This is a genomic window from Pseudomonas sp. MWU349, from assembly GCF_017947325.1.
GTDB lineage: Bacteria > Pseudomonadota > Gammaproteobacteria > Pseudomonadales > Pseudomonadaceae > Aquipseudomonas > Aquipseudomonas protegens.
On sequence record NZ_JAFEVP010000001.1, the window covers coordinates 326,284 to 352,480 of the forward strand.

Sequence of the window (26,197 nt, forward strand, 5' to 3'; positions counted from 1 at the left end):
CCGTGCTCAATGTCAGCGGTTCTTGTAGCCCAGTTGCCAGCGGCGGGGGATCCTCAACGACGCCACGCCCAGCAGCGCGGCAAACAACCCGCTGACATACAGCGCCTTGAGCCCCAGGTGCTGTTCCAGCAAGGCCCCCAGCACCGCCCCGGCGAACATGCCGCTCCAGGGCACCAGTTGCACCCGCCAGCCGTTGCGTCGGTCGCCGAGCACCCAGCGCCCCAGGCCGCGGCCAAAGCGTGACAGGGCGCCGGTGACGTAGGTCAGGCCGATGGGCAGGCCGTTCACTTCCTCCACCGCGGCGTTGAGCATGCCCATGGCAGTGATGGCCGCCAGCAGGGCCGGCAGTTGCTGCTCAAAAGGCCAGGCAGCAGAGGCGCAGAGCAGCGCGCCGATGCTCAGCAGCAAGGGCAGGGCACGGTGCCCGGCCAGGCGGCTGACCACCACGCCCAGGGCGTTACCGACGATAAAGGTCGCCACCAGAAGCAGCAGGCGCAGCACCAGGCCCGGTTCCCCATCGCTGATGGCCACGGCCATGCGGGTGGTGTTGCCGCTCATGAAGGACACGAAATCGCCAGTGGCCATGAAGCCGATGGCGTCGGTCATCCCCGCCAGGACCGACAGGCAGGCCACCAGCCCGAGGCCGACCCGTCCGCGCCATTTCTGCGTGTGCTGCAGGGCTGCGCTGGCCGATTGCGTGGAAGTCGAAGGCAACATCGTCGGTTCTCCTGAACAGGGACTGCGAGGGGCACGTGCGGGCCAAGGCCGGGGGTCAAAGGTGGTGCAGGGTGCAGTACTCGTCCCACGGCATGCCGGCCATCTCCGCCACTTCCCGGTGCACTTCAAGGCGCTGGGCGTGGAATTCCTCGGGGCTGGCAGCGGTCAGTTGCAGGCTCAATTCCCAGGCGAACAACCCCAGGCGTTCGGCTTCGGCCTCGAAGGCTTCATGCAGGCGTTCGGCGCGGTACTGCGCCGGGGTTTCGCCCCGGGCCCGGGCTTCCAGGGGGTTGAGGTTGTCCAGCTGTTCGCGCAGCTCGGGGCGCTGTTCGAGGAACGTGACCAAGGCCTGTTCATGCGGGTGTTGATCGATTGCCATGAAGACTCCCGGAAAAAGCGCCACGCCAGGGCGCAAGACTGAATGGGTTACGGCCGGATGCTCAAGGCAGGTTCGGCTGAGCGGCCATCAAGCCACGCAGCCGCGCCAGATCCTTGCACGGGATGACATAGGTGCGCGCTAGCCGGTCGCCGATGCGCTGGCCGCGGCTTGATTCGCAGCAGATCAGCAGGGACACCGGGCTGAGGGCGGCTTCGAAGGGGCGGGTCGCCGAGCGGATCAGTACCTGCAGCAGCGAGGGGGGCTGGCCGATGCCATTGATCACTTGCAGGCCGCAAAGGGCCTTGCCGGCGGTGTAGCCACGCCACAGGTATTCGTTGAGGGGAAAATACAGGCACCAGGTGGCCAGCAGGCACCAGGTGGAGAATTGCTCCATATCCGGGTATCGGAGGCGTTCGGCCAGCCGGCATAGGACAAACCACAGCAGCAGGACCAGCAGGCCGTCGACCAGATAAGCCAGAATGCGCCGGATGATCAGGCCGACTCTCGATACTTCCATGCACTGCCCCGAAGACTACGCCCTGTATTGAGCGCCCTATTGTAAGGCCTAAAGCCCCTGCGGGGGCGAGGCTTCACAGGGATGTGAAAAAAACGTGAAAAATAATTAGAACCTTTTGCTCGCGACTTCCCTCGAAAAGGCTCCTGCAGCATTTGCCTTATTCAAACAGGGAGATCTACACACGATGTCAAAGGTATTCGCAACCCTCCTGGCCAGCACTTCTGCTGCCACCTTGCTGGCCCTTTCCAGCAGCGCCATGGCCGCCCCGGCCACCGGGCCGATTTCCACCCTGGGTATTCTCGGTAGCTACAACGACTTCAAGCTCGAAGGCGGTAGTGAAAGCGACAAGGAGCACCTGGGTGAAGGGGGGGGGTTCTACAACTTCGGCAACAAGATGACCGCCGAATCGGGCCTGATCTACCAGGCCGGGGTTGAGGCCAAGTTCGGCAAGAAGCACGACAACAAGCTCAAGGAAGGCCAGGCCGACCTCGACCTGGGCTGGCGCGCCGCCCTGGACGCACGCAACTTTGTCGATGTGCTGGTGGGGGGGGGCTACACCTGGACCCGCTACGAGCCGGACACCGGCGACTACGACATGAAGCTCACCAACAAGTCGCCCTTCGCCAAGGCTGCCCTGGGCTACAACCACCAGTTCGACGACCTGACCATGCGCGTCGAGCTGGGTGCGCGCCACACCATCAACGGCAAGGCGCGGCTCAAGGTGGATGACGTGGGCAGCGACACCGTGGACCTCAAGGACCGCACCAACCCCTACGCCGAGGTGAATTTCTTGATGAACCAGAACGGCTCGCTGCCGGTCATGGCCGGGGTCTATTACACCCGCACCGAGTACAAGCTGGACGAAGATACGCCGGTGGCTGACAACACCAAGCTCAAGCGTGACGAGTATGGCTTCAAGGTTGGCCTGACCTTCTAAGGGCAGCCGCCCGTTCCAAGCTGCAAGAGAGCCGCCGGTGCCCGTCGTTCGATGGGGCCGGCGGTTGTGCTTTCAGCAGACGATAGGGTGTTCGCGGCCGATCTCGCTGCGCAATTGGGCGATCAGGTGCAGGCAATGGGTGAGGCCCGGCGAGGGCTCGCCGATGCGGCGGCTGAGGATGATCGGCGAGGTGGCCTCGGCCTCCAGTAGCGGGCAGAAGCCGATGTCGTCGCGGTGCAGCACCTGCACCGAGGCCGGTACCAGGGTGATGCCGATGCCGGCGCCTACCAGGCCGATGGCGGTCTGCAATTCGTTGGTCCACTGGGCGATCTTCAGGTTCAGGCCGCGGGCACTGAACAGCGCGATCACATGGTCGGCGTAGCTCGGGCGCGGGTTGGCTGGGTACAGCACGAAAGGCTCGTCCGCCAGTTGCGCCAGGCTCACCGGTTGCCCCAGCAGCGGGTGGCCGGCGGGCAGGGCGACCACCAGGCGGTCTTCGGTCAGCACCTTCTGCACGATGGCCGGGTCGTCGATGTGGATACGCCCGAAGCCGATATCGATGCGCCCGGCCTTCAAGGCTTCCACCTGCTGCAGGGTAGTCATCTCCGACAGGCCCAGCTCCAGTTCCAGGGTTTCGTTGCTGCGCAGGCGGCGGATCAGCTGCGGCAGCACGCCGTACAGGGTCGAGGGGGCAAAGCCGATGCCCAGCCAGGTCTTGTGCCCCAGGCCGATGCGCCGGGTGTTGTCGCAAACCTTGCCCAACTGCTCCAGCACCCGGTTGGAGTGTTCAAAGAAAAACCGCCCGGCGGCGGTCAGGCGCAGCGGTCGGCCACGCTCCAGCAACAGCACCCCCAACTCGTCTTCCAGTTGCTGGATCTGCCGGCTCAGCGGCGGCTGGGCGATGTGCAGGCGCTCGGCGGCGCGGGTGAAATTGAGGGTTTCCCCCAGCACCTGGAAATAGCGCAGATGACGCAGTTCCATGACAGCTCCCCAGTGGTTAAGTGCATACCTTAAAGGTATCAAGCCAGACCAATTCTATATTGGAACCCCGGAAAAAGCCGGGACAGAATCGCTGGCAGAACTTCAAGAACCTCACGGGTATGGAAATGCACGCTTCTGCCATTGAATCGATCGAGACGATCATCGTCGATCTGCCGACCATCCGCCCCCACAAGCTGGCCATGCACACCATGCAGAACCAGACCCTGGTGCTGATCCGCCTGCGCTGCGCCGACGGCATCGAAGGCCTGGGGGAATCCACCACCATCGGTGGCCTGGCCTATGGCAATGAAAGCCCGGACAGCATCAAGACCAATATCGACCGTTTCGTCGCGCCGCTGCTGATCGGCCAGGACGCCAGCAACATCAACGCCGCCATGCTGCGCCTGGAGCAGAGCATCCGCGGCAACACCTTCGCCAAATCCGGTATCGAAAGCGCCTTGCTCGACGCCCAGGGCAAGCGCCTCGGGCTGCCGGTCAGTGAACTGCTGGGCGGCCGGGTGCGCGATGCGCTGCCAGTGGCCTGGACCCTGGCCAGTGGCGACACCGCCAAGGACATCGCCGAAGCGCAGAAGATGCTCGACCTGCGCCGCCACCGCATCTTCAAGCTGAAGATCGGCGCCGGTGAAGTGGACCGCGACCTGGCCCACGTGATCGCCATCAAGAAGGCCCTGGGCGACAGCGCCAGCGTGCGGGTCGACGTCAACCAGGCCTGGGACGAAGCCGTGGCCCTGCGCGCCTGCCGCATCCTCGGCGGCAATGGCATCGACCTGATCGAACAACCGATTTCGCGCAACAACCGCGCCGGCATGGTGCGCCTGAATGCCAGCAGCCCGGCGCCGATCATGGCCGACGAATCCATCGAGTGTGTGGAAGACGCCTTCAACCTGGCCCGGGAAGGGGCGGCCTCGGTGTTCGCCCTGAAGATCGCCAAGAACGGCGGCCCTCGCGCCACCCTGCGCACCGCGGCGATTGCCGAGGCGGCGGGCATCGGCCTGTACGGCGGCACCATGCTCGAGGGCGGCATCGGCACCCTGGCCTCGGCCCACGCCTTCCTGACCCTGAACAAACTGAGCTGGGACACCGAACTGTTCGGCCCGTTGCTGCTGACCGAGGACATCCTCGCCGAGCCGCCGGTGTACCGGGATTTCCACCTGCATGTCTCAAAGGCACCGGGCCTTGGCCTGAGCCTGGACGAAGAGCGCCTGGCGTTCTTCCGTCGCGACAAAACCACCCCCGTGCTGCATCACACCTGAGGAGGGCTGCATGCTATTCCACGTGAAAATGACCGTGAACCTGCCGGTCGACATGAACCCCGAGCGCGCCGCGCAGCTGAAAGCCGACGAAAAGGCCCTGGCCCAACGCCTGCAGGCCGAAGGCAAGTGGCGCCACCTGTGGCGCATCGCCGGGCTGTACGCCAACTACAGCGTGTTCGACGTTGACAGCGTGCAGGAATTGCACGACACCCTGATGCAATTGCCGCTGTACCCCTACATGGCCATCGAAGTTGACGCCATGTGCAGGCATCCTTCGTCCATTCATGAGGATGACCGCTGAGCCCGTGCCAGCCCGTTCACCACTCTAATAAATACAAGATGAGGATTAATCATGAACGTCAGAATTTCCCACACTGCCAGCGCCCAACGCTTTCTTGAAGAAGCCAGCGGCCAGTTCACCGAGGGCGGCAACCCCCGGGCCAAGGCCATCATCTACCGCATCCTGCGGGATTCGGTGAACATCATCGAAGACCTGGAGATCACCCCAGAAGAGTTCTGGAAGGCCGTCAACTACCTCAACGTTCTCGGCGCCCGCCAGGAAGCCGGGCTGCTGGCCGCGGGCCTGGGCCTGGAGCATTACCTGGACCTGCTGATGGACGCCGCCGACGAACAGGTGGGCAAGACCGGCGGCACCCCGCGCACCATCGAAGGCCCGCTGTACGTGGCCGGTGCACCGCTGAGCCAGGGCGAAGCGCGCCTGGACGACGGGGTCGACCCGGGGGTGGTGCTGTTCATGCAGGGGCAGGTCCGCAACACCGCCGGCGAGCCACTGGCCGGGGCCATCGTCGATGTCTGGCACGCCAACACCGGCGGCACCTATTCCTACTTCGACGGCAGCCAGTCGGAGTTCAACCTGCGCCGGCGCATCGTCACCGACGCCGAGGGCCGCTACCGCTTTCGCAGCATCGTGCCGTCCGGCTACGGTTGCCCGCCGGATGGCCCGACCCAGCAACTGCTGGACCAACTGGGCCGCCATGGCCAGCGCCCGGCGCACATCCACTTCTTCATCTCGGCCGATGACCATCGCCACCTGACCACCCAGATCAACCTGGATGGCGACCAGTACCTGCACGACGATTTTGCCTATGCCACTCGCGATGAGCTGATCGCCCAGATCACCTTCAGCGAAGACCAGGCTCGGGCCAAGGCCCTGGGGGTCAGCGGGCGCTTTGCCGAGATCGAGTTCGACTTCAACCTGCAGTCTTCGGCCCAGCCGCAAGAACAGCAGCGCCACGAGCGGGTCCGCGCCCTGGAGGACTGAAGCGCCGACCATGCCTGGCCCGGCCACGGAGCACCGACCCAGGTGCCCGTGGCTTTTGCCGTTATGCCAGGCCTGACGAGACTGCGTTGCGTGCCTGAAGCGCAGACCCAATAAGAACCATCAGAGTGGCCCGATCATGCAGATGCATCTGTTGAGTGAGCGCAGCAGCGTGTTTGTTCAAGCCGATCCCTATGCCGTATCCGGTTACGTCAACCAGCACGTGGGCAGCCACTGCATCCGCCTGCCCCGGGCCGGCCATCCCCAGGCCAGCCTGCAGCACCGGGCCCTGGCCAGCCTGGATTTGTGCAGCATCAGCTACGGCGCCAGCGTGCGCGTTACCTCGCCGGCCCTGGAAAGCATCTACCACCTGCAAGTGCTGCTGCGGGGCCACTGCCGGTGGCGTGGCCCGGGCCAGGAGCACTACTTCGCCCCGGGGGAGCTGCTGCTGATCAACCCCGACGACCCGGTGGACCTGACCTATTCCGACGACTGCGAAAAATTCATCATCAAGATTCCCACCCACCTGGTGGAAAACGCCTGCCAGGAACAGCGCTGGCAGTACCCGGGGCAGGGCGTGCGCTTTCTGCGCCAGCGCTACCAACTGCAGGAACTGGAAGGCTTCGTGCCCTTGCTGAGCCTGCTGTGCCAGGAAGCCGAAGCCCTGGAAAGCATGCCCAAGGTCCAGGAGCACTACGCCCACATCCTGGTGGGCAAACTGCTGGGGCTGATGCAGACCAACGTGCAGCGCGGTGCCCTGGGCGCCTCGGCGGCGACCTTCGAACGGATTGCCGACTACATCGAACGCAACCTCAAGCACGACATCGGCTGCGAAGAATTGGCGCAACAGGCGCGCATGAGCCTGCGCTCGCTGTACGCGCTGTTCGAACGCAACGCCCGCACCACGCCGAAGAACTACATCCGCCAGCAGAAACTGCAACGGGTGCACGCCTGCCTCAGCGACCCGCACAGCCCGGTGCGCAACGTCACCGAACTGGCCCTGGATTTCGGCTTCCTGCACCTTGGGCGTTTTGCCCAAAGCTACCGCCAGCAATACGGCGAACTGCCCTCCGACACCCTCAAGCGCCGGCACTGATCCTCAGGCATCGGCCTCTTGTAGGCGCTGGCTTGCCAGCGAAGGGGCCGGCAGGCTCAGCGCCCCACCCAGGGGCCTGTTCGCCGGCAAGCCGGCTCCTACTCAACCCACCGTCGGCGCTTTTGCAGAAAACGGATACAGGTCTGCAGGCATTGGCTATTGCCCGTTCCAAACCCGCCCTAGCATGGCCCTGCCTGAATAAAAACAATGGAGGCGGCGGCCATGTCCCTGCGACCCGAATACCTGCATTCCCTGCTTGAAGAAGACCCCGACCAGGGCGTCTACCGCTGCAAGCGGGAGATGTTCACCGACCCCCGGCTGTTCGACCTGGAGATGCAGCACATCTTCGAAGGCAACTGGCTGTACCTGGCCCACGAAAGCCAGATCCCCAACCCCAACGACTACTACAGCACCACCATGGGCCGGCAGCCGGTGTTCATCGCGCGCAACAAGAACGGCGAGCTCAATGCCTTCATCAACGCCTGCAGCCATCGCGGCGCCATGCTCTGCCGGCACAAGACCGGCAACAAGGCCTCCTTCACCTGCCCGTTCCACGGCTGGACCTTCAACAACACCGGCAAGCTGCTCAAGGTCAAGGACCCGGCCGCCGCCGGCTACCCGGCCAGCTTCAACTGCGAAGGCTCCCACGACCTGACCCGCGTCGCGCGCTTCGAGTCCTACCGTGGCTTTCTGTTCGGCAGCCTCAACCCCGACGTGTTGCCCCTGGTGGAGCACCTGGGGGAGTCGGCGAAGATCATCGACATGATCGTCGACCAGTCCGCCGACGGCCTGGAAGTGCTGCGCGGTTCCTCCAGCTATATCTACGAAGGCAACTGGAAACTCACCGCCGAGAACGGCGCCGACGGCTACCACGTCAGCTCGGTGCACTGGAACTATGCCGCCACCCAGAACCAGCGCAAGCAGCGCGAGGCCGGGGAAGACATCCGCACCATGAGCGCCGGCACCTGGGCCAAGCAGGGCGGCGGTTTCTACTCGTTCGACAAGGGCCACATGCTGCTCTGGACCCGCTGGTCCAACCCCGAGGATCGCCCGCTGTACGAACGCCGTGACGAGTTGGCCCGAGACTTCGGCCAGGCCCGCGCCGACTGGATGATCGAGAACTCGCGCAACCTGTGCCTGTATCCGAACCTCTACCTGATGGACCAGTTCAGCTCGCAGATCCGCATTGCCCGGCCGATCTCCGTGGACCGCACCGAAATCACCATCTACTGCATCGCCCCCAAGGGCGAGAGCGACGAAGCCCGGGCCCGGCGCATCCGCCAGTACGAAGACTTCTTCAACGTCAGCGGCATGGCCACCCCGGACGACCTGGAGGAATTCCGCTCCTGCCAGCTCGGCTACCAGGGCAGCACCACGGCCTGGAACGACATGTCCCGCGGCGCCGAGCATTGGGTCCAGGGCGCGGACGACGCAGCGAAAGAAATCGACCTGCAACCGATCCTCAGCGGGGTGCGCACCGAGGACGAGGGCCTGTTCGTGATGCAGCACAAGTACTGGCAGCAAACCATGCTCGCGGCCCTGGAGCTTGAAGCCTCTCGCCAGATCGACGTGGATGCCGTGCAATGACCATTTCCTACGACGCCGTGCGCGATTTCCTGTATCGCGAAGCCCGCTACCTGGACGACAAGGACTGGGACAGCTGGCTGGAACTCTACGCCCCGGACGCCACCTTCTGGATGCCCTCCTGGGACGACAGCGACCAGTTGACCGAAGACCCGCAGCGGGAAATCTCGCTGATCTGGTACGGCAACCGCAGCGGCCTGGAAGACCGGGTGTTCCGCATCAAGACCGAGCGCTCCAGCGCCAGCATTCCCGACACCCGCACCTCCCACAACCTGAGCAATATCGAGCTGCTGGAGCAGGGCAACGGCCAGTGCAAGCTGCGCTTCAACTGGCACACCCTGAGCTTTCGCTACAAGACCGTGGACAGCTACTTCGGCTGCAGCTTCTACACCCTCGACCTGCGCGGCGAAAACCCGCTGATCCTGGCCAAGAAAGTCATCCTGAAGAACGACTACGTTCGCCAGGTCGTCGATATCTACCACCTCTGAGGCGACTGCCATGAACCATCAAATCGCACTCAACTTCGAAGACGGCGTGACCCGTTTCGTCAACGCCAACCCGGGCGAAACCGTGGCTGACGCCGCCTACCGCCAGGGCATCAATATTCCCCTGGACTGCCGCGACGGCGCCTGCGGCACCTGCAAGTGCCTGGCCGAGGCGGGGCGCTACGAGCTGGGGGAGGACTACATCGAAGACGCCCTGAGCGCCGACGAGGCCGAGCAGGGTTTTGTCCTCACCTGCCAGATGCGCGCCTTGAGCGACTGTGTGGTGCGGGTGCCGGCTTCGTCCCAGGTCTGCCGGGCCGGGCAGGGGACTTTCCAGGCTCGCATCAGCGCGGTGCGCCAGCTGTCCGACAGCACCATCGCCCTGTCGATCAAGGGCGAGGCCCTGAGCCAGCTGGCGTTCCTGCCGGGGCAGTACGTCAACCTTGGGGTGCCCGGCAGCGAACAAACCCGGGCCTATTCCTTCAGCTCGCTGCAGCGCGATGGCGAGGTCAGTTTCCTGATCCGCAATGTGCCCGGCGGCCTGATGAGCAGCTTCCTCACCGGTCTTGCCAAAGCCGGTGACAGCATGACCCTGGCCGGGCCCCTGGGCAGCTTCTACCTGCGGGACATCCGCCGGCCCTTGCTGTTGCTGGCCGGTGGCACCGGGCTGGCGCCGTTCACCGCCATGCTGGAGAAGATTGCCGAGCAGGGCAGCGAGCACCCGTTGCATTTGATCTACGGCGTGACCAACGACTTCGATCTGGTGGAACTGGAGCGCCTGGAAGACTTTGCCGCGCGCATCCCGCAGTTCAGCTTCAGCGCCTGCGTGGCCAACCCCGAGAGCCAGTACCCGCGCAAGGGCTACGTGACCCAGCACATCGAACCGGCGCACCTCAACCAGGGGGATGTGGACGTCTACCTGTGCGGGCCGCCGCCAATGGTGGAGGCGGTGAGCCAGTTCATCCGCGAACAGGGCATCGCCCCGGCGAACTTCTACTACGAGAAGTTCGCCGCCAGCGCCGCCTGAAGATCGCCTCGCCGCTGTAGGCGCTGGCTTGCCAGCGAAGGCGTCCATCAGGACGCTGCAAGGCTCAAGGGCCTCTTCGACGGCAAGCCGGCTCCTACGTTGGGTGGTGTTCTCCCTATCTTTTTGCATTCACGAGGTTTCCATGAACCGTTTCCACAACCAAGTCGCCCTGGTCACCGGCGCCGCCCAGGGCATCGGCCGTCGCGTTGCCGAACGCCTGGCCGAGGAGGGCGCCCGCGTGGTGCTGGTGGACCGCTCCGAACTGGTCTTCGAACTGGCCGCTGAACTCAGCCCCCGCTACCCGGTGCTGGCCCTGACCGCCGACTTGGAGCAGTACAGCGAATGCAGCCGGATCATGGCCGCCGCCATCGCCCACTTCGGCCGCCTCGACATCCTCATCAACAACGTCGGCGGCACCATCTGGGCCAAGCCTTTCGAGCACTACGAGCCGGCGCAGATCGAAGCCGAAGTGCGCCGCTCATTGTTCCCCACCCTGTGGTGCTGCCACGCCGCCTTGCCGCAGATGTTGGAGCAGGGCCGCGGCGCCATCGTCAACGTCTCGTCCATCGCCACCCGCAGCCTCAACCGCGTGCCTTACGGCGCGGCCAAGGGCGGCATCAACGCGCTGACTGCGTGCCTGGCCTTTGAAACCGCCGGCCGCGGCGTGCGGGTCAACGCCACCGCTCCCGGCGGCACCGAGGCGCCGCCACGGCGTATTCCGCGCAACAGCGCCGAGCCCAGTACCGAAGAGCAGGCCTGGTACCAGCAGATCGTCGACCAGACCCTGGATAGCAGCCTGATGCACCGCTACGGCAGCGTTGACGAGCAGGCGGCGGCGATCCTGTTCCTGGCCTCCGACGAAGCCTCCTACATCACCGGCACGGTGCTGCCGGTGGGCGGCGGCGATCAGGGCTGAACGAGGGGCGAACTGGACGCCCTTACCTGTAGCTGGCCACGGCGGTGCTTATGCAGCTGGCCAGCCCGAGGGCCTCTATGGCTGCGGTGGAATGGGGTAGGGCAAGGTGATCGGCGGTGCATCCTGCAGTTGCCGCGAAGACTGCGCCATCAGATAACCGATGATCTGCGCCGAGCTCAGCTCGATATGCAACATATCTTGATCGCCAAACCACTCGTTGGGCCAGAAGATCAGGTCCGAGGCATTGGCCTCGGGGAAGTTGGTTTCCAGCAGGTTCAGGGCGTAGTCCGTGTCAGATTCCGTGCCTTCGCACTGGCAGATGAAATCCGCCAGGGCGCAGGCCTCGGCAAAGCTCAGGTCGTCAACGTAGCGCTCCTGATGAAAGGCGGTGCGCAGAAAGTTCGCCTCGCTGGTATGGCTGTGCATCACGAGAAACTCATGGAACTCGAAAGGTCGGCCGGCGTGGCTGTTCCACTGCTGGATCAGCGCACTGATCTCGGGGCTTTCCCGTTCCTGGTTGTCCCAGATCCGATCGAGGATCTGCGTCAGCAAGCCCTTCATCAACGCACGTATTTTCGGCGTGGCGCGTGTTGGTTTCAGCCGTTCCGGCATGGCCATGTGTGTCTCCCTGATTGTCAGTTCGTTTGTAGGAGTCGGCTGCCGACGAAGGCGATCTTGCGGACGCTTTCGCCGGCAAGCCGGCTCCTACGGGGGCGTGCTTGTGTAGGAGCTGGCTTGCCAGCGAATACGCCCGCAAGGCCGCCCCCATTCCCGAGCGGCGCACAGGATAGGCCCTTCGCGCCGCCGACTAAAGCGCCGGCCCCAGCAACAACAACGCACACAACCCGCCCTCAGGCCGATTGCGCAACTCCAGGCCACCGCCGATCTTGCTGACGATCATCTGCACGATGGCCAGCCCCAGCCCGGCGCCATTGGCATTGCCCTGGCTGTAGAAGCGCTCCAGCAAACGCTCGCGCTGCTGCTCGTCGATACCCGGCCCCGCATCTTCCACACACAGGTGCATCGCGCCGTCCGCCTGGGGCCGCAGGCCGACCCGTACCTCGCTGCCCGCGGGGGCAAAGTTCAGGGCGTTGGTCACCAGGTTCTGCAGGGCGATGGCCAGGGCCACCGGGTCGGTAGCGATCAGGCAGCCTTCGTCGCCTTCCAGCACCAGTTCGACGTCTTTCTCCAGGGCCAGGGGCGTCAGTTCCGCCAGCTCTTCGCGCACCAGGGCGCTGAGGTCGATGCGGCTCAGGCGCGGGCTGTTCAGCTGCGGTTCGATGCGGGCCATGGTCAGCAACTGGCTGCCGATGCGGGTGGCCCGGTCGACGCCGCTCACTAGAAAATCCAGGGCCTCCCGGCGCTGCTCCGGGCTGCCGGCACTCTGGGCGTTCTGCGCATGAATCCGCAGGATCGCCAGGGGCGTGCGCAGTTCATGGGCGGCGTCGGCGATAAAGCGACGCTCGCGCTCCAGCAGGCTGTCGATCTGGGCCAACAACTGGTTGAGGGCGGTCTGCATCGGCTCCAGGTCCTGAGGCAGGGGCTTGAGCCCGAGCGGCTGCAGGGTGTCGCTGCTGCGCCCGCGAATGGCCCGGGCCATGGCCCGCAGCGGCGCCAGGCCCCAGCCGATGGTCAGCCAGATCAGCAACGCCAGCAGCGGCACGCCGATCAGGGTCGGCCACAGGGTATGGCGCACGATGCGCTGGATCAGGTCCTGGCGAATGTCATCGCGCTCGCCAACCCAGATCAGCAAGCCCTGCTGTGGGTCGGCGAGCAGGAAGGCGCACCAGTCCTTGCCGTTTTCCAGGATGTCGTGGGCCCCCAGGGTGGTGGGCGGCGCCTCCAGCAGCGGGGCCTCGGCGGAGCGCATCAGCAACTGGCCGTCGTCACGCCAGACCTGGAAGGTCAGGCGGGTTTCATAAGGGTGGGCCGCGCCTGCCACGCCGACCCGGCTCATGGCCTGGTCGAAGGCCTGGTGCAGGCGCTCCCAGTCCGCCGCGTCCGGCTTTTGAGCCGGGTCGCGCTGGCGCAGCACCCCTTGCAGCAGGCGCGCGCTCTGGGCCAGCTGGGCGTCGTAGACCTCTTCTATTTCGTGGTGGCTGTCGCGCAGCACCAGCCAGCTGATCAGCAAATCCCCCAGCAACACCAGGAACAGGACCGGCAGCAGAATCCGCGTGCGCACTGAGTTCATGGCTTGAGCGCCAGCACGTAACCGACGCCGCGCACGGTACGGATCAGCTCGCTACAGAGCTTCTTGCGCAGGTTGTGGATCAGCACTTCCAGGGTGTTGCTCTCGACCCGGTCCTGCCAGCCGTACAGCGCCCGGGACAGGCGCTCGCGGGTCACCACTTTGCCCGGGCGTACCATCAGCTGGTGCAGCAACTGGTATTCCATGGGCGTCAGCACCACCTCGTTATCTTGGTAGTGCACCTGCTGGTTGGCCGGGTCGAGGCGGATACCGGCGTGTTCCAGCAGCGGCTGGGCACGACCCTGGCTGCGGCGCAGCAGGGCGCGGACCCGGGCCTTGAATTCCTCGACATCGAAGGGCTTGACCAGGTAGTCGTCGGCCCCGGCATCCAGCCCGGCGATGCGCTCGGCGGTGCCGTCGCGGGCGGTGAGAATCAGCACCGGCAGGTCCTGCTGGGCGGCGCGCAATTGCTGCAGCAGTTCCAGGCCGTCGAGCCGCGGCAGGCCCAGGTCCAACAGCAACAGGTCGAAGCTTTCGGTGCGCAGGGCGTGCAGGGCGCTGGCGCCGTCCTGCAGCCAGTCCAGGGTGTAGCCTTCGGCGCTCAGGGCCACGCGGATGCCCTGGCCGAGGGCACGATCATCTTCGACAAGCAGCAGGCGCATGGGCGGTTCTCGGTAGGGCGAGGGGGCAGGGAAGGGGCGCATGATGACGCCGGCCAAGCTCGGCCGGCAGGGGTTTTTGGTGGGGAAAATGTTACCGCGCGTTGCCAACTAAGCTTTCACTAAGCTTGGTTTTGCACAGTGGAATCTCCCCCATCACCGGAGCGTTTTCCATGCGCAAGATCCTCCTGCTGTCCCTGATCATCGCCAGCCCCCTGGCCGTCGCCGGCCCGCAATGCACCACCGCCGAACGCTCGCAATGGCAGGATCAGAAGGCCTTTCAGGAACAGCTCAAGGCCCAGGGCTACCAGATCAGCAAGTTCAAGGTCACCGACGGCAACTGCTACGAGATCTACGGCTTCGACAAGGACCAGCGCAAGGTCGAGATCTACCACGACCCGGTCACCGGCAAAGCGGTGAAGACCGAGATCAAAGGCTGATGCCGCACGCTTCCCTGCGGCTGTGGGACCCGCTGGTGCGACTGTTTCACCTGTCCATCGCCGGGGTCTTTATCGGCAACTACTTCTTCAATGAAGCCGGTGACGACTGGCATGTCTGGCTCGGCTACTACGCCATGGCCTGGCTGCTGTTGCGCACTCTGTGGGGATTTGTCGGGCCGCGCAGTGCGCGCTGGTCCGACTTCTGGCCGACCCGGGCCCGGCTAGCGGGGCATCTGCGCTCGCTGCTGGCCGGGCGCCCCGAGCACCGCCTGGGGCATTCACCCCTCGGGGCTTTAGTGATGTTGCTGATGCTGCTGGCGCTGTTGCTGATCGGTATCAGCGGTTTCCTGATGGAAGAGATTGATGCCCTGTGGGGCGCCGATTGGCCGCTGCAAGTGCATGAGACTAGCGCCGATGTGCTGCTGGGGCTGGTGCTGTTGCATGTGTGCGCGGCGATTTTTGAAAGCCTGCAGGTGCGCGACAACCTGCCGTTGTCGATGCTCACCGGCCGCCGCCGACCCTTGCCGGACAGTGATCGGCACTAATGGTTTTTCCCTTGTTCCCACCCTGTATTTGCCACGGGCTCCTGTATGCGTGCGCTGTCCTTTCGCCTGATCTTCCTCTGCGGCAGCCTGCTGTTGGCCGTCGTCTTTATTGCCGCCTGGCGCAGCCATCCGCCTCACCAACTGGCGCCGTTCGCCCAGGCTGCCGTTAGCGGCGATGCGGCTAAAGCCAACAGCACACCGCACTACAGCAGCCGCTTCGTCTCCTCGGAGCTGGATGACTTCGTGCATTCGTCCTCGGTGACCGCCTTGCCCGGCGGCGACCTGATGGCCGTGTGGTTCGCCGGCTCCCGGGAAGGCGCCGCCGACGTCCAGGTGCGCAGCGCACGCTTTGACGCCAAGACTGGCGAGTGGGGCGCCGAGCAGGTGCTGGCCACCCGGGAATCGACCCGTGACGGCACCGGGCGCTACATCCGCAAGCTCGGCAACCCGGTGATCGCCCTGGGCCCGGACCAGCGCCTGTGGCTGTTCTACGTCTCGGTGTCGGTGGGCGGCTGGGCCACCAGCGCCATCAACCTGATGGTTTCCGATGACCTGGGGCGCAGCTGGTCGGCGCCGCGACAGCTGGTGACCTCGCCGTTCTTCAACATCAGCACCCTGGTGCGCGCCGCGCCGGTGTTCCATGCCGACGGCTCGATCGGCCTGCCGGTGTACCACGAGTTCATGGGCAAGTTCGCCGAGTACCTGTACCTGAGCGCCGACGGCGCGGTGATCGACAAATTCCGCATCAGCCGTGGCAAGCACTCCCTGCAACCGACCATCGTGCCCCTGGACGAACGCCGCGCCATAGCCATGCTGCGCTACGCCGGCGACACCCACCACAAGGTCCTGGCCAGCCGCACCGAAGACGCCGGGCAGACCTGGAGCGAGCCCTATCCGCTGCAACCGTCCAACCCCAACTCCTCCCTGGCGGCGGTGGGCACCGACGACCAGGGCCTGCTGGTGGCCCTTAACGACCTGCAGGACGGGCGCTTCAAACTCAGCCTGTATGGCACCGACGCCGGCCTTAGCCAATGGCGCCCGCTGGTGGAACTGGACCAGTCCCCCGATCCCCTGGGCCAGCCGTTTTCCCATGAGGCCTACAAGGACATCATCGGCGAAGGCTTCCGCGCCTCCAGCGGCGCCCGGCGCCTGCCCCTGGAACAGCGCTTCCTGAGCAACCTCGACTATCGGGTGTGCAAGCCCCAAGGCTGCGACTTCGAGTACGAATACCCCTACTTCAGCCGCGGGGCGGACGGGATGTACCACCTGGTCTATTCCTGGAACAACACCTTTATCAAGCACGTCAGCTTCAACGCGGCGTGGCTGGCGGAGCGCCTGTGATGCTTTCCCTGTGGCAAGCCCACCTGAGTTTTATCCTCCTGGGCTTTGTGCTGCTTGGCAGCCTGCGCCTGACCGCGCCCTGGCGGCCCTGGCTGCTGCCCGTGCTGGCCCTGGTCAGCTTTATTCCGCTGAACCAGCTGCCGCTAGCGGCCTATGTGCGCAGCTTCACCGATGATCTGGCCATCAGCACCCTGGTGCTGCTGGGCTGGGTCAGCCTGCGGCACTTGGGGGTGATGACGCCCTTGCCAGCCAAACACCGGGTGCAGGTCCTGCTGCTGTTTATCGGCCTGACCCTGAGCCTGTACCCCGCGACCCTGGGCCTGACCTACCTCGACCCCTACCGCTGGGGCTACAACCCACGGCCGATGATCGTGCTGATGGGGCTAGCGGCGCTGGTGCTGCTGTGGCAGCGCAACCTGCTGGGGGTACTGATGCTGGCAGCCGGGACCCTGGCCTTTGCCCTGCGCCTCAAGCCTTCGGAAAACTACTGGGACTACCTGCTGGACCCGCTGCTGGCGGGCTACTGCCTGATCGCCGGCAGCGGCGGGCTGCTGCTGTGGCTGTGGCGCCGCGTCACCCAGCGCAGCCGCGGGCAGCCCCTTGCCGGGTAAACCAACCGGCCGCGCCGCGGCCTTCGACAACACCACACAGAGGTCAATGATGGGCGGGTTGCAATCACGCCGCCTGCGCTACGGCGTGGGCGCAATCGGGCTGGTATTCGGCTTGCTGGCACTGCTGCGGCTGCTGTTCGCCGTGGGTTTTTCCGGGGTGGACCTGAGCGCCGCCGACCAGCGCGAGGCCATCCTCCAGACCCTCGGCATCGGCCTGCGCTTCGACCTGCGCCTGACCCTGCTGCTCCTGCTGCCCCTGGCATTGCTGGCCTGGCTACCGCGCTGGAACCTGCTGCGCCAGCCGGCCCTGCGCTGGCTGGCCCGGGCCTACCTGCTGCTGGTGCTGGGCGGGGTAGGGCTGCTGTACATCATCGACTTCGGTCATTACGCCTACCTCGGCGTACGCATCAACGCCACGGTACTGCGCTACCTGGACGACGCACAGATCTCCCGGCAAATGCTCTGGGAAAGCTACCCGGTGCTGTGGATCGTCCTCGCCTGGGGCAGCGCCCTGGCCCTGTGCTGCTACGCCTTGCTGCGCTTGGAACGCCTGACCCTCGACCGCCCGGCGCAACCTATGGGCCGCTGGTCCCTGGCCTGCGCCAGCGCCCTGGGGGTTGCCGTCGTGTTCCTCGGCCTGCTGGGCCGGGTAGAAAACCTCAACCTGGAAAACCCCGTGCCCCTGCGCTGGAGCGATGCCTACTTCTCCGGCAACAGCCAGATCGCCGCCCTGGGCCTGAACCCCGTGCTGTTCTTCTACGACACCCTCAAGGCCGGCCAGGCTCAGTACGACGAAGCCCAAGTGCGCCAACACTACCCGGCCCTGGCCCGCTACCTCGGCGTCGACCAGCCGGACCCGCAGAGCCTGAGCTTCACCCGCCAACAAGGCATTCAGCCGTACCGCATCGACCGCCCCCGGCCGCCCAACGTCATCTTCGTCATGCTCGAATCCCTCGGCACCAGCGCCGTGGGCGCCTACGGCAACCCGCTCAACCCCACCCCCAACCTCGACCGCCTGGCCAGCCAGAGCTGGTTCTTCAAACACTTCTACGTCCCGGTCACCGGCACCGCCAAAACCGTGTGGGCCAGCATCACCGGCGTGCCCGACGTCACCCGCCAAGAGACCGCCACCCGCCAGCCGCTGATCACCCGCCAACACAGCCTGATCAACGCCTTCAGCGACTACCACAAGCTCTACCTGATCGGCGGCAACGCTGGCTGGGCCAACATCAACGGCCTGATCCGCCAGAGTATCGACAACGTGCGCCTGTACGACGAAAGCCACTGGCAATCGCCCCAGGTGGACGTCTGGGGCATCTCCGACCTTGACCTGTTCAAGGAAAGCGACCGCCTGCTGCGCGCCATCCCCCAGGACCAGCCGTTCTTCGCCTACCTGCAAACCTCCGGCAACCACCGCCCCTTCACCATCCCCAAGGACAACGACGGCTTTCAAGCCCAGGACCTGCCCCTGGAACAGGTCCAGGCCGCCGGTTCCCGCAGCCTGGAGCAATACAACGCCGTGCGCCTGCTGGACTTCAACATCGGCCGCCTAATGGAGATCGCCAAGGCGGGTGGCTACTACGACAACACGATTTTCGTGTTCTTCGGCGACCACAACACCCGCATCAGCCAGATCCCCCACATGGCCCCCGCCTTTGAACAGCTAGGGCTGGAAAGCAACAACGTACCGCTGCTGATCCATGCGCCGGGGATGTTGCAACCCAGAGTGATCGAAGAAGCCGTCGGCCTCGCCGACCTGCTGCCCACCGTGGCCGGCATGGCCGGGATGCCCTTCACCAATGGCGCCATGGGGCGGGACATTCAGCAGCCCGCGCCGGAAGGCGAGCGCGTGGTGCCGCTGGTGTTGAGGGAAGGGACCTTTCCGGTGATTGGCGGCGTGACCAAGGATTTTTTGTTGCAGATGCAGCACGACGGCAGTGGCGCGACCTTGCATGACCTAGCGTCAAACACACCGCGTGAGGATGTGGCGCAGGAACATCCGCAGGAGTTTGAACGGTTGCTGGAGTTGACGCGGGGGATGCATGAGGGGGCGCGGTTGATGTTGTATCGCAACGTTCGGTGACACCACATAGCCATCGGTTGACGCCAGCCCGTGTAGGAGCTGGCTTGCCAGCGAAGGCGGCCGCAAGATCGCCACCAAACTGTCCAACCAGCCACTCTGACCCCCTAAACCAGGGAGTCACAACATCACATTTACGTCTGCTTTAGATTGGCCTGATACCGCTCCTTCACTTCAGCCACACTCAGCCACTTGCGTTGCGAATGCACCACCCGATGGCAATTGGCACACAACAACGCCAAATCAGCGAGCTTAGTTTTGTCACCCGGCTGGAGCGTGTGCAGAGGTTTAGTGTGGTGGACGTCAATCACCCCCTCCACATCTGCACCATAGGTTTGGCTGAAGTTAAAACCACACGCCTCACACTGCAGCGCCCCATGTTGCTTCAGCGCCTCTTCCTTTTTGCGCTTAACGATTTTCTTGTCTCTTTCCCGCACCCGATGCACCCGGGTGAGCACTTTGCCTTCCTCTGCTTCGAAGAAGCCAGGGTCATCCGCTGCACTTAAATCGATAGGGCTAGCTGGAATCGTCTGAACGTTGGCATTGATCGCCGCCACAACCTCAGCAAGACGCTCCGGGTCATTGGCAAACTCCAGCCACACCAACTGCTCATCCTTATTGCCTTTCGCAAGCCCCGTACGCCCGTTGTTGGTGTAGCTCGGGTCCCAACGCCGGAAGTTGTTGAGCTTCATGCACACACCGTTGGCATTGCGAAAGCTCTGATTCTTGCTCACCCCGGTGGCATTGCCGATGAGATTGAGAGCCTGCGACAACGCGAAAACATCCGGATGATTCACGCCGGGTAAACCGTTGCGGTGAAGGAGATACAGATTCAGGGCAAGAACGAGCTCATCGCGGCTCCAAGCAGGGTTGGATTGATTACTGGTAGGTGCTGAGTTCATGCGGGGGCTATCCGTAGGTTTCCCGATTCGCCGTACGAAACAGCGTAAAAGGCCGTAAGGATATTCTTTTCCCAACAGGTTTGGGAGTTCACTTGTGAGTAGGAAACGGGACGAGCAGGGAAGGGACGCGTTGCCTCTCACCACGTGTCTATGGCCGTGGCTGGGCAGTGAGAGAGCTTAAGCAATATCGAAGGGCAACAGCATCTGTAGGAGCTGGCTTGCCAGCGAAAGCGGCCTAACAGAAACGGGGCAAATCAGCCTTCACCCCGTTTCCATATTTTTCGGACTTCTGAGTATCTAGTCGATTACCGAGGCTGCGCTGGTTTATTGGCATCTAGCAACGAATCCACCACTGCTCTAGCCATCTCCACCGAATGAATCATTGACCAAATCAAACCACGTTCCACACCGCTGGCGCGTTCGGTGATTTCATCGCTGACCTGGACCGCACAGTCCAGCAGCAACGACACATGCACCAAGGCTTCTTCGGCATTGATGCCTGGGCGGACACTGAACATGGATTGATGACCTACGGATGTAGGCACGGTGTCTTTCAGGCTATTGAGGATCGATGTTTCAGCGCTATGCGCGGCCAAGGCCAAGCGAATGCGCTGGGTGTCGATATCGTGTTCGGGGGTTCTGAATTGTCCAGGTAAGGACAGGGGTGGATCGGGAACGAGCTTTTTCATGGTGCATCTCCAATGTGAATGGAGCTGCCAGCTATCGCTGCTAAACGAAGGAGTGGCAGCTGTACGCAGGTTAGCAGACCGGTCACATTGGAAACCGGCGCACCCGAAGGTGCCCTGCGCACAGCCACCATAAAAAGCAGAAGAAAAACTCTGCCAATAGGTGACGTCGATGCGCCCAATGTGATGTTTCGAGCTGCTAAACCCGATCACTGATATGCAGTGATGAACCGAGCCTAGCCAGCCGAAGTATCAGGCGCAAGTGGGTTGGATTCTCTAGGAAAAGTCGCTCAATAGAAAGGGACTAGCCTTACAAGGAGTTGTGAACTGAGTAGGGAATATGGCACCTGAAGGGTAGAGATGAAGGTGGTTAGTCTTCGTTAGCCGTCCAGTGATGGCAGGATTGAGTACGCCATCACTGGTAGAGGAAACGTGACTAATGACACCTACAAAGCTGACTCGCCTTCTGCCAGTCGGTTGGCAAAATATTGCGCCGTTTCTGGGTCAGTACAGTACAAGTAGCAGCCCTTCATTCCTCGGGTCATCAAGGTCCGGTAGGTGTTCTTGATGATGAGATCAGTCTCTTGCTGTGCGAAGTCGGGTTGTTCCTTCATCAGCCTTTTCCAGCCACGAATTGTCTTGTCGTATTTGTCTCGCGCTTTGGGGGATGTCACTACCTTTCCATCGCGCACGATCAAATCTGGCCCGATGATCACACCGATATAATCCACCTCTAACCCTTGGCAGGTGTGAATACAGCCGACCTGATCCACGGATTTATCCGCGATGATCCATAGACTGCCGTCTTGATCCAGGTTCCATTGGCGGGCGTAGTCTTCACCGATTTCAATGTCTTTGGCTTTAGGGTCTTTCTTGCTGCTCCATGGCCAACAGTAACCTGCGACGACACGCGCCTTGTTTCCGTGGTTCTTTTGTTCGATTGCCTCATGCATTGCTTGTGGCGAGTCGAACACTTTGAACTCGTACTCACTGGCATCGAGTATTGGGTTCGCGGTTTTGCGAATGCCCAGCACGTCATCCAGCCATGCCAAGTAACCATCGGAGCCACTGCAACGGAACTGGGAAGACAAGGTGTATTCTTCCACCGTTGCCCCTCGGGCCTCAGCAAACTCTCGGATTGCTTGTTTGCTGCCAATATCCTTAAGGGTTACGCGTTGATCCTCGTCGATAAAAAACACTGAGCATTTAGCGGACCCAATTAGTTCTTTGATCTGGTTTTCACCCTCGTTGCCATAAAAACCGCTTTTCTCATTCAGCCTGTGGGCTTCATCAATGATCAGCGCGTCGTAAAAGTCAGGCTTGATATCGGTATAGGCCCCCGAGCCGGAGAACAGACTGGAGAACTTGGTGGGTTTGACAGTGCCGACCAGTTTCTTTTCGTACACGGCACGTGGGGCGGCATTTTTTGAGACATACCTGCTCATCAGGCGTAAGGCCGTGAGCCTGACCAATAGGTTGATGGCCACTACTGTCTTTCCAGTACCTGGGCCACCCTCAATGATCAGCACCTTCGGAGCATCGGCAGAGGCTTCTGCGACCGCCGCAAGTACTGACTCGAAAACGGTCTTTTGATCATCAATCAGAACGAACTCAGGCTTGCCTTCCATTAGTCCAGTTAGTGCTTCCGCCAGAGCTTTGGAGGGGCGGCTCTTACCGCTAGAAAGCTCGTAAAGAACGTCTTGGTTGTCGCCGTAATAGATGTGCTGTTTGAGGAAACTTCTCAGTTTCGTCAACTCGTCAGGACCTTTTAGGAACAAAGGTGCTTTGCTGGTGTAGGCATCGTAGTGAGCCGAGTTGATAACGCCATCGCTGACATAGTTATGCAGGTAAGCGCACGGGTGGACTTTGATGCCTTGGTCATAGACGGCTTCATTGAATCCTTCCAGCAAAGTGGCGTACGACCACACCTGATAGGACGGATGAATGGTTTCAACATGACTGCCGCCCAGCGCGGTTTTTACGATCGCATCTTTACTGGTGGCACTGGCTTTGCTCCATTGCTTCAGTTCCACCAACACGGCATTTTTACCCTGGTGCTGGTCGTGGCCTGTCAGTAAGAAATCGATACGTTTCATGGATTGCGGAATATGTAGCTCAATGGCTACTCCGGCATCCTCCGGCAGGTCCTTGTCTCTTAGGACCTTGGCCATGTAAGTGAGCGATCCCTGCCAAGATCGGATCTCTGAAGCCGCCACTTTCTTGCCAGTGGCCTCTTTGAAGTGCTTGAGGATCACCTCTTCAATATCGTTGTTGTCGCAAACGTCGAGGAATTGTTGTTTGGTCGCCGAGTAAACGATCACAAATGGTCCTTAGAGCCCAAGGGGTCAGAGTTGGTCGTACTTCTTGCTGGTGCTTTTGGCTTTGTCGACGGGGTACTTCTGGCCGTTCAACGCGAGTTTGTTTGTCACTGCTTCGTTCAGATCGACGCCCAGTACTGTGCTTAGTCGCACGAGGTACATAAGTACGTCGGCTAATTCATCTTTCACGGCTTGAGCGGTTTCTGGACGTTTGGCTGCGTCCTTGGCGTCGGCTTCGCTCATCCACTGGAAAATTTCGCAGAGCTCGCCGGTTTCACCGGTGAGGGCTAGGAGCAGGTTTTTGGGGGAGTGGAACTGCTGCCAGTCGCGATCGTCTGCGAAGCGTTGTAGAGCAGATGCAAGGCGATGGGTGTCGATTAGTGCTTCGGTGGGGGTAACTACAGTGTTCACAATCCTGCCTCGTAGCTTGACTACAGCTGGCGCGACTGAGAGCTGTGTCAGAAATGGGTAGGCCGATTGTAGGGGGTTTCGATTTTTGAGTGAGTTTTTTTGCCAGTAATCGTTGAATTTCAGCTCGGAGCTTCTTGAGACAGCCTTGGTAAAGGCTCAACACATGTCAGCGCCGCTGACACAACTTTTTTACCTTCGAAATGCATATGTTTTTTAGAGCAAGCAACACCAAGTGGGACAGTGCTTCCAGAAGGTTTTGGCTAAAAAGATGGTTGCGCTGTTTGAATAGAGCGCTATCTAACTCGTAAAGGTTTTAAGAGCATGAGAACAAACCCACTCTGGGGCTGACGTCATAACCTTTGCTATCCTGCGCCCCCTTTTCCCCACCGCAAGGAACGCAGGCATGACCCAGCCCATTGGCAGCAGTTCACAAACAAGGGCTGGCCAACAGCGTCACCTGCCACACCTCCTTTTTCGCCTGACCTCAGCGCTTTTGCTCGGCCTCGGGCTCATCACCCCAACCGCCCAAGCCAACCCCACCACCACCTACCGCGGCACCCTCGGTGACACCCCGGTTGAACTGGCGCTCACTTACGACTCCCAATACGGCGGCGGTATGTCCGGCTATTGGTTTTCCGAATCCGAGCGCCTGCCCATGGCGTTGGAATCCACCCCTTTCCACCCTGGCTCCGCGCTCTTGATCAACATCATGGACAACCCGACCCTGCCGGCGACGGCGGTGTCGTTGCAGCCGTTCGCCGAGGGGGCAGAGGCGCTGCAGGGCAGTCTGGTGGATTTGCGCACGGGCACGCAGCAGCCGTTGCAGTTGCAGCGGGTGACGCGCTTTGGTGGTAGTCAGCGGGAGGCCTTTGAGGGTGAGTTGTTGCAGCCGGTGTTCGATCGGGATTTCTATTTCAGTGTGCATGCCGCGCGCAAGGCCGGGGAGGAGGTGGCGCGGGTGGATAGTATCCGGGTGATGAGTCGCACCACCGGGCGGCGGGTGCAGGAGATCAGTGGGCAGTGGTGCATGTCGTCGGTCGGTACCAGGACGCTGACTTTCGGGCATTTCCAGGCCGAGGCGCGGATTGATTTTCAGGCTCAGAATTACCGCCTGGCGGAGTCGGATGGCCGGCTGTGGTGCTCGCCCACTCAGTACTACCTGTACAACCGTGAGCGCCGGGAATACCTGCGTCATCCGCAGTTGGAGCAGTTCGCGGTGGACGGTGATCTGCGCTTTTCCCCCAGTGGGCAGATGGAGTTCAGCAAGCAGGACTTCATCAACTACGACAAGCGCACTCGGCGTTGGGATTATTACCGGGTGATCAGCCCGGATCGGCTGGAATATCTTTCATCGGGCGAGGAGCGTTTCTGATGCGTGGGTTTGATGTTGCTCGGGGGCTGGTGGTGCTGGTGTTGGCACTGTGGCTGTTGCCGGCGCAGGCGTCCTATGGGGTGTATGAGGGGACCTTGGGCAAGCAGGCGGTTGTCTTGACTCTGGGTAGCCAGAATGCGGTCTACCAGGGCACCTATGCCTATCAGCGCTATCGCACGCCGATCCGCCTCAAGCCGACCTTCAGCTACAGCAACAAGACGCTGGCCATGGATGAGCTGGACGAGCAGGGCTTGCCGGTGGCGCGTCTGCAGTTCAATGACTTGATGAACTCCCGCCAGCAGGAGCAGGTGCGCGGCACCTGGATCAGTTATCGCACGGGCAAGACCTTGCCCATTGCGCTGAAGCTGGTGGGCCTGGTGGATTCGGATCGCTCGTGGCCGCAGCCGGTCACCACGCTGTTGCAGAGTGCTTCCACCAAACGCTGGTATTTCCAGGTGCCGATGCCAGGCAATGATCAGCGGATCACGACGGTGGAGGTGATGGACAAGGCCTCCGGCAAGTTGTTGCAGAGCCTGGCGGTTGCGGCGCCGGGGTGTCGCAACCTGGGGGTGGATACCTTGCAGGTGCAGGCTGAGGGGGAGCAGCTGCGGATTGGCTTTCAGGACTGCAAGTTGCCGGGGTTTGCGTGGAATGCGGGCAGTGGGCGCTTTGAGCCGTTGCCCTGAGGCTGGGGATGGAAGCCTTGGGTAGCAGAACAAGGATCAGGTGTTGAACGTGGAAACTGTGGAGCCTCGTATGGATGACAAGCAATCCCCTGTGCTGATTCAGGTGTACATGGCCGATGACGATGGCGCCGTTCGCGAGGAGCTGCTGGCGCGGCGCATCGATGAGGATACCTACGAGTTGCTCTCCTCACCGGGCCTGGCGCAGAACCTGGCGCGGGGCGATATCGTTTCCATCCGCAATCCCGATGCGCCGGCGCAAGTGCTGAAGCGGGGCGGGAATTTCTGCATTCAGATCTATGCCGACTACATTGATCCGGCGGTGATCAGTGCCCTTGAAAACGAGGTCGCTGGTGAGCTGGGTGGAACCCTGGATGGGCTGTTCGAGGGGACGCTGTCATTCGCTGTGCCTGCGAGGAATGGTATGGAGCGTATCAATGCGGTGTTCGATCGCTTCCGCGAGCAAACCGGGATCGAGTGGTACTACGCCAATGTCTATAAAAACCTCGACGACGATGAGGACGAGACGCTGTTGAACTGGTGGTTGGACGTGTGATCCTCCTTGGGGCTGGAGCCAGAGCGACCAAGTAACCGATCAAGCAGGTTGGCAGCTTCGAGTCATTGCAGAGTGACGCGCCTTGGTTTACCACGGCTCTCTTGAGGACACCTTCGCCGGTAAATCGGCTCCGAGCCTGTAAGGCAAATCTGTATTTTCGGTAAGCAGTGGCTGCCCTCGATGATTGCGGCCACCCTCGGTGATGAGTAGATC

General features: G+C 62.4%; 28 protein-coding genes. 17 read left to right on the forward strand and 11 right to left on the reverse strand.

What is annotated here, in order from left to right:
- Positions 1–12: 12 nt before the first annotated feature.
- The 3 genes from KCG88_RS01375 to KCG88_RS01385 all read right to left on the reverse strand — a co-directional run bounded on the left by KCG88_RS01375 (position 13) and on the right by KCG88_RS01385 (position 1,613).
- The gene (locus KCG88_RS01375; RefSeq protein WP_047287882.1) at positions 13–717 is read right to left on the reverse strand and encodes a YoaK family protein; all 705 of its coding nucleotides are present in this window, start codon (positions 715–717) and stop codon (positions 13–15) included.
- A 55-nt stretch (positions 718–772) separates the two neighbouring features.
- Entirely contained in the window at positions 773–1,096 is a 324-nt protein-coding gene (locus KCG88_RS01380; RefSeq protein WP_047287881.1) for a DUF6388 family protein, read from the reverse strand.
- A 61-nt stretch (positions 1,097–1,157) separates the two neighbouring features.
- Positions 1,158–1,613, reverse strand: coding sequence for an RDD family protein (locus KCG88_RS01385; protein ID WP_210711553.1), 456 nt, complete (start codon positions 1,611–1,613; stop codon positions 1,158–1,160).
- A gap of 184 nt (positions 1,614–1,797) precedes the next feature.
- Between KCG88_RS01385 and KCG88_RS01390 the strand changes: the two genes are divergently transcribed.
- Complete coding sequence (locus KCG88_RS01390) at positions 1,798–2,550, forward strand: outer membrane beta-barrel protein (RefSeq protein WP_210711554.1); 753 nt, start codon at positions 1,798–1,800, stop codon at positions 2,548–2,550.
- A 72-nt stretch (positions 2,551–2,622) separates the two neighbouring features.
- On the opposite strand, the gene KCG88_RS01395 is transcribed toward KCG88_RS01390, so the two are convergent.
- Entirely contained in the window at positions 2,623–3,531 is a 909-nt protein-coding gene (locus KCG88_RS01395) for a LysR family transcriptional regulator (protein WP_210711555.1), read from the reverse strand.
- Positions 3,532–3,656: 125 nt separating this feature from the next.
- Between KCG88_RS01395 and KCG88_RS01400 the strand changes: the two genes are divergently transcribed.
- From KCG88_RS01400 to KCG88_RS01435, 8 genes are all read left to right on the forward strand, one after another.
- Positions 3,657–4,805, forward strand: a complete 1,149-nt coding sequence (locus KCG88_RS01400; protein WP_011062150.1) for a muconate cycloisomerase family protein — start codon at positions 3,657–3,659, stop codon at positions 4,803–4,805.
- A gap of 10 nt (positions 4,806–4,815) precedes the next feature.
- Positions 4,816–5,106, forward strand: a complete 291-nt coding sequence (catC, locus tag KCG88_RS01405; RefSeq protein WP_011062149.1) for a muconolactone Delta-isomerase — start codon at positions 4,816–4,818, stop codon at positions 5,104–5,106.
- A gap of 51 nt (positions 5,107–5,157) precedes the next feature.
- A complete protein-coding gene (gene catA, locus KCG88_RS01410) occupies positions 5,158–6,087 on the forward strand; it encodes a catechol 1,2-dioxygenase (RefSeq protein ID WP_210711556.1) in 930 nt (309 codons plus the stop codon).
- 136 nt (positions 6,088–6,223) lie between these two features.
- Positions 6,224–7,180, forward strand: coding sequence for an AraC family transcriptional regulator (locus KCG88_RS01415; protein WP_011062147.1), 957 nt, complete (start codon positions 6,224–6,226; stop codon positions 7,178–7,180).
- Between the two features lie 222 nt (positions 7,181–7,402).
- Positions 7,403–8,767 carry a benzoate 1,2-dioxygenase large subunit gene (gene benA, locus KCG88_RS01420; protein WP_210711557.1) on the forward strand — a complete coding sequence of 455 codons (1,365 nt, stop codon included), beginning with the start codon at positions 7,403–7,405 and terminating at the stop codon, positions 8,765–8,767.
- On the forward strand, positions 8,764–9,252 hold the full coding sequence (benB, locus tag KCG88_RS01425; protein ID WP_210711558.1) for a benzoate 1,2-dioxygenase small subunit: 489 nt from the start codon (positions 8,764–8,766) through the stop codon (positions 9,250–9,252). Before benA ends, benB begins: the two co-directional genes overlap by 4 nt.
- Before the next feature lie 10 nt (positions 9,253–9,262).
- Positions 9,263–10,276 carry a benzoate 1,2-dioxygenase electron transfer component BenC gene (gene benC / locus KCG88_RS01430; protein ID WP_210711559.1) on the forward strand — a complete coding sequence of 338 codons (1,014 nt, stop codon included), beginning with the start codon at positions 9,263–9,265 and terminating at the stop codon, positions 10,274–10,276.
- 142 nt (positions 10,277–10,418) lie between these two features.
- The gene (locus KCG88_RS01435) at positions 10,419–11,192 is read left to right on the forward strand and encodes a 1,6-dihydroxycyclohexa-2,4-diene-1-carboxylate dehydrogenase (protein ID WP_053159416.1); all 774 of its coding nucleotides are present in this window, start codon (positions 10,419–10,421) and stop codon (positions 11,190–11,192) included.
- A 75-nt stretch (positions 11,193–11,267) separates the two neighbouring features.
- Here KCG88_RS01435 and KCG88_RS01440 read toward each other — a convergent pair whose 3' ends face one another.
- From KCG88_RS01440 to KCG88_RS01450, 3 genes are all read right to left on the reverse strand, one after another.
- Positions 11,268–11,810 (reverse strand): hypothetical protein, encoded by a 543-nt coding sequence (locus KCG88_RS01440; RefSeq protein WP_210711560.1) that lies wholly within the window; start codon positions 11,808–11,810, stop codon positions 11,268–11,270.
- A 190-nt stretch (positions 11,811–12,000) separates the two neighbouring features.
- Positions 12,001–13,383 carry an ATP-binding protein gene (locus KCG88_RS01445; RefSeq protein WP_210711561.1) on the reverse strand — a complete coding sequence of 461 codons (1,383 nt, stop codon included), beginning with the start codon at positions 13,381–13,383 and terminating at the stop codon, positions 12,001–12,003.
- On the reverse strand, positions 13,380–14,042 hold the full coding sequence (locus KCG88_RS01450; RefSeq protein ID WP_019092959.1) for a response regulator: 663 nt from the start codon (positions 14,040–14,042) through the stop codon (positions 13,380–13,382). Before KCG88_RS01450 ends, KCG88_RS01445 begins: the two co-directional genes overlap by 4 nt.
- 170 nt (positions 14,043–14,212) lie before the next feature.
- On the opposite strand from KCG88_RS01450, the gene KCG88_RS01455 reads away from it, so the two are divergent.
- Genes KCG88_RS01455 through KCG88_RS01475 form a run of 5 tightly spaced genes read left to right on the forward strand, consistent with a single transcriptional unit; the run spans position 14,213 to position 19,059 of the window.
- Complete coding sequence (locus KCG88_RS01455) at positions 14,213–14,479, forward strand: PepSY domain-containing protein (protein ID WP_179600804.1); 267 nt, start codon at positions 14,213–14,215, stop codon at positions 14,477–14,479.
- Positions 14,479–15,024: a cytochrome b/b6 domain-containing protein gene (locus KCG88_RS01460; RefSeq protein ID WP_210711562.1), complete on the forward strand. Its 546-nt coding sequence runs from the start codon at positions 14,479–14,481 to the stop codon at positions 15,022–15,024. Before KCG88_RS01455 ends, KCG88_RS01460 begins: the two co-directional genes overlap by 1 nt.
- A 45-nt stretch (positions 15,025–15,069) precedes the next feature.
- Positions 15,070–16,365, forward strand: a complete 1,296-nt coding sequence (locus KCG88_RS01465) for a sialidase family protein (RefSeq protein ID WP_210711563.1) — start codon at positions 15,070–15,072, stop codon at positions 16,363–16,365.
- Complete coding sequence (locus KCG88_RS01470; RefSeq protein WP_210711564.1) at positions 16,365–16,976, forward strand: hypothetical protein; 612 nt, start codon at positions 16,365–16,367, stop codon at positions 16,974–16,976. Before KCG88_RS01465 ends, KCG88_RS01470 begins: the two co-directional genes overlap by 1 nt.
- 49 nt (positions 16,977–17,025) lie before the next feature.
- Positions 17,026–19,059, forward strand: a complete 2,034-nt coding sequence (locus KCG88_RS01475; RefSeq protein ID WP_210711565.1) for an LTA synthase family protein — start codon at positions 17,026–17,028, stop codon at positions 19,057–19,059.
- Between the two features lie 131 nt (positions 19,060–19,190).
- Here the strand turns inward: KCG88_RS01475 and KCG88_RS01480 are convergent, their stop codons facing one another.
- From KCG88_RS01480 to KCG88_RS01495, 4 genes are all read right to left on the reverse strand, one after another.
- Entirely contained in the window at positions 19,191–19,958 is a 768-nt protein-coding gene (locus tag KCG88_RS01480; protein ID WP_210711566.1) for an HNH endonuclease, read from the reverse strand.
- Between the two features lie 305 nt (positions 19,959–20,263).
- Positions 20,264–20,647, reverse strand: coding sequence for a DUF3077 domain-containing protein (locus KCG88_RS01485; RefSeq protein ID WP_210711567.1), 384 nt, complete (start codon positions 20,645–20,647; stop codon positions 20,264–20,266).
- A 443-nt stretch (positions 20,648–21,090) separates the two neighbouring features.
- Complete coding sequence (locus KCG88_RS01490; RefSeq protein ID WP_210711568.1) at positions 21,091–22,965, reverse strand: DUF2075 domain-containing protein; 1,875 nt, start codon at positions 22,963–22,965, stop codon at positions 21,091–21,093.
- A 24-nt stretch (positions 22,966–22,989) separates the two neighbouring features.
- Positions 22,990–23,373, reverse strand: a complete 384-nt coding sequence (locus KCG88_RS01495) for a nucleotide pyrophosphohydrolase (protein ID WP_210711569.1) — start codon at positions 23,371–23,373, stop codon at positions 22,990–22,992.
- 403 nt (positions 23,374–23,776) lie between these two features.
- Here KCG88_RS01495 and KCG88_RS01500 point away from each other — a divergent pair, with 403 nt between their 5' ends.
- The 3 genes from KCG88_RS01500 (at position 23,777) to KCG88_RS01510 (ending at position 25,984) form a co-directional block, all read left to right on the forward strand.
- Positions 23,777–24,745 carry a hypothetical protein gene (locus tag KCG88_RS01500; RefSeq protein ID WP_210711570.1) on the forward strand — a complete coding sequence of 323 codons (969 nt, stop codon included), beginning with the start codon at positions 23,777–23,779 and terminating at the stop codon, positions 24,743–24,745.
- Positions 24,745–25,431, forward strand: coding sequence for a hypothetical protein (locus KCG88_RS01505; RefSeq protein ID WP_210711571.1), 687 nt, complete (start codon positions 24,745–24,747; stop codon positions 25,429–25,431). Before KCG88_RS01500 ends, KCG88_RS01505 begins: the two co-directional genes overlap by 1 nt.
- 70 nt (positions 25,432–25,501) lie before the next feature.
- A complete protein-coding gene (locus KCG88_RS01510) occupies positions 25,502–25,984 on the forward strand; it encodes a DUF4265 domain-containing protein (protein WP_210711572.1) in 483 nt (160 codons plus the stop codon).
- Positions 25,985–26,197: the final 213 nt, after the last annotated feature.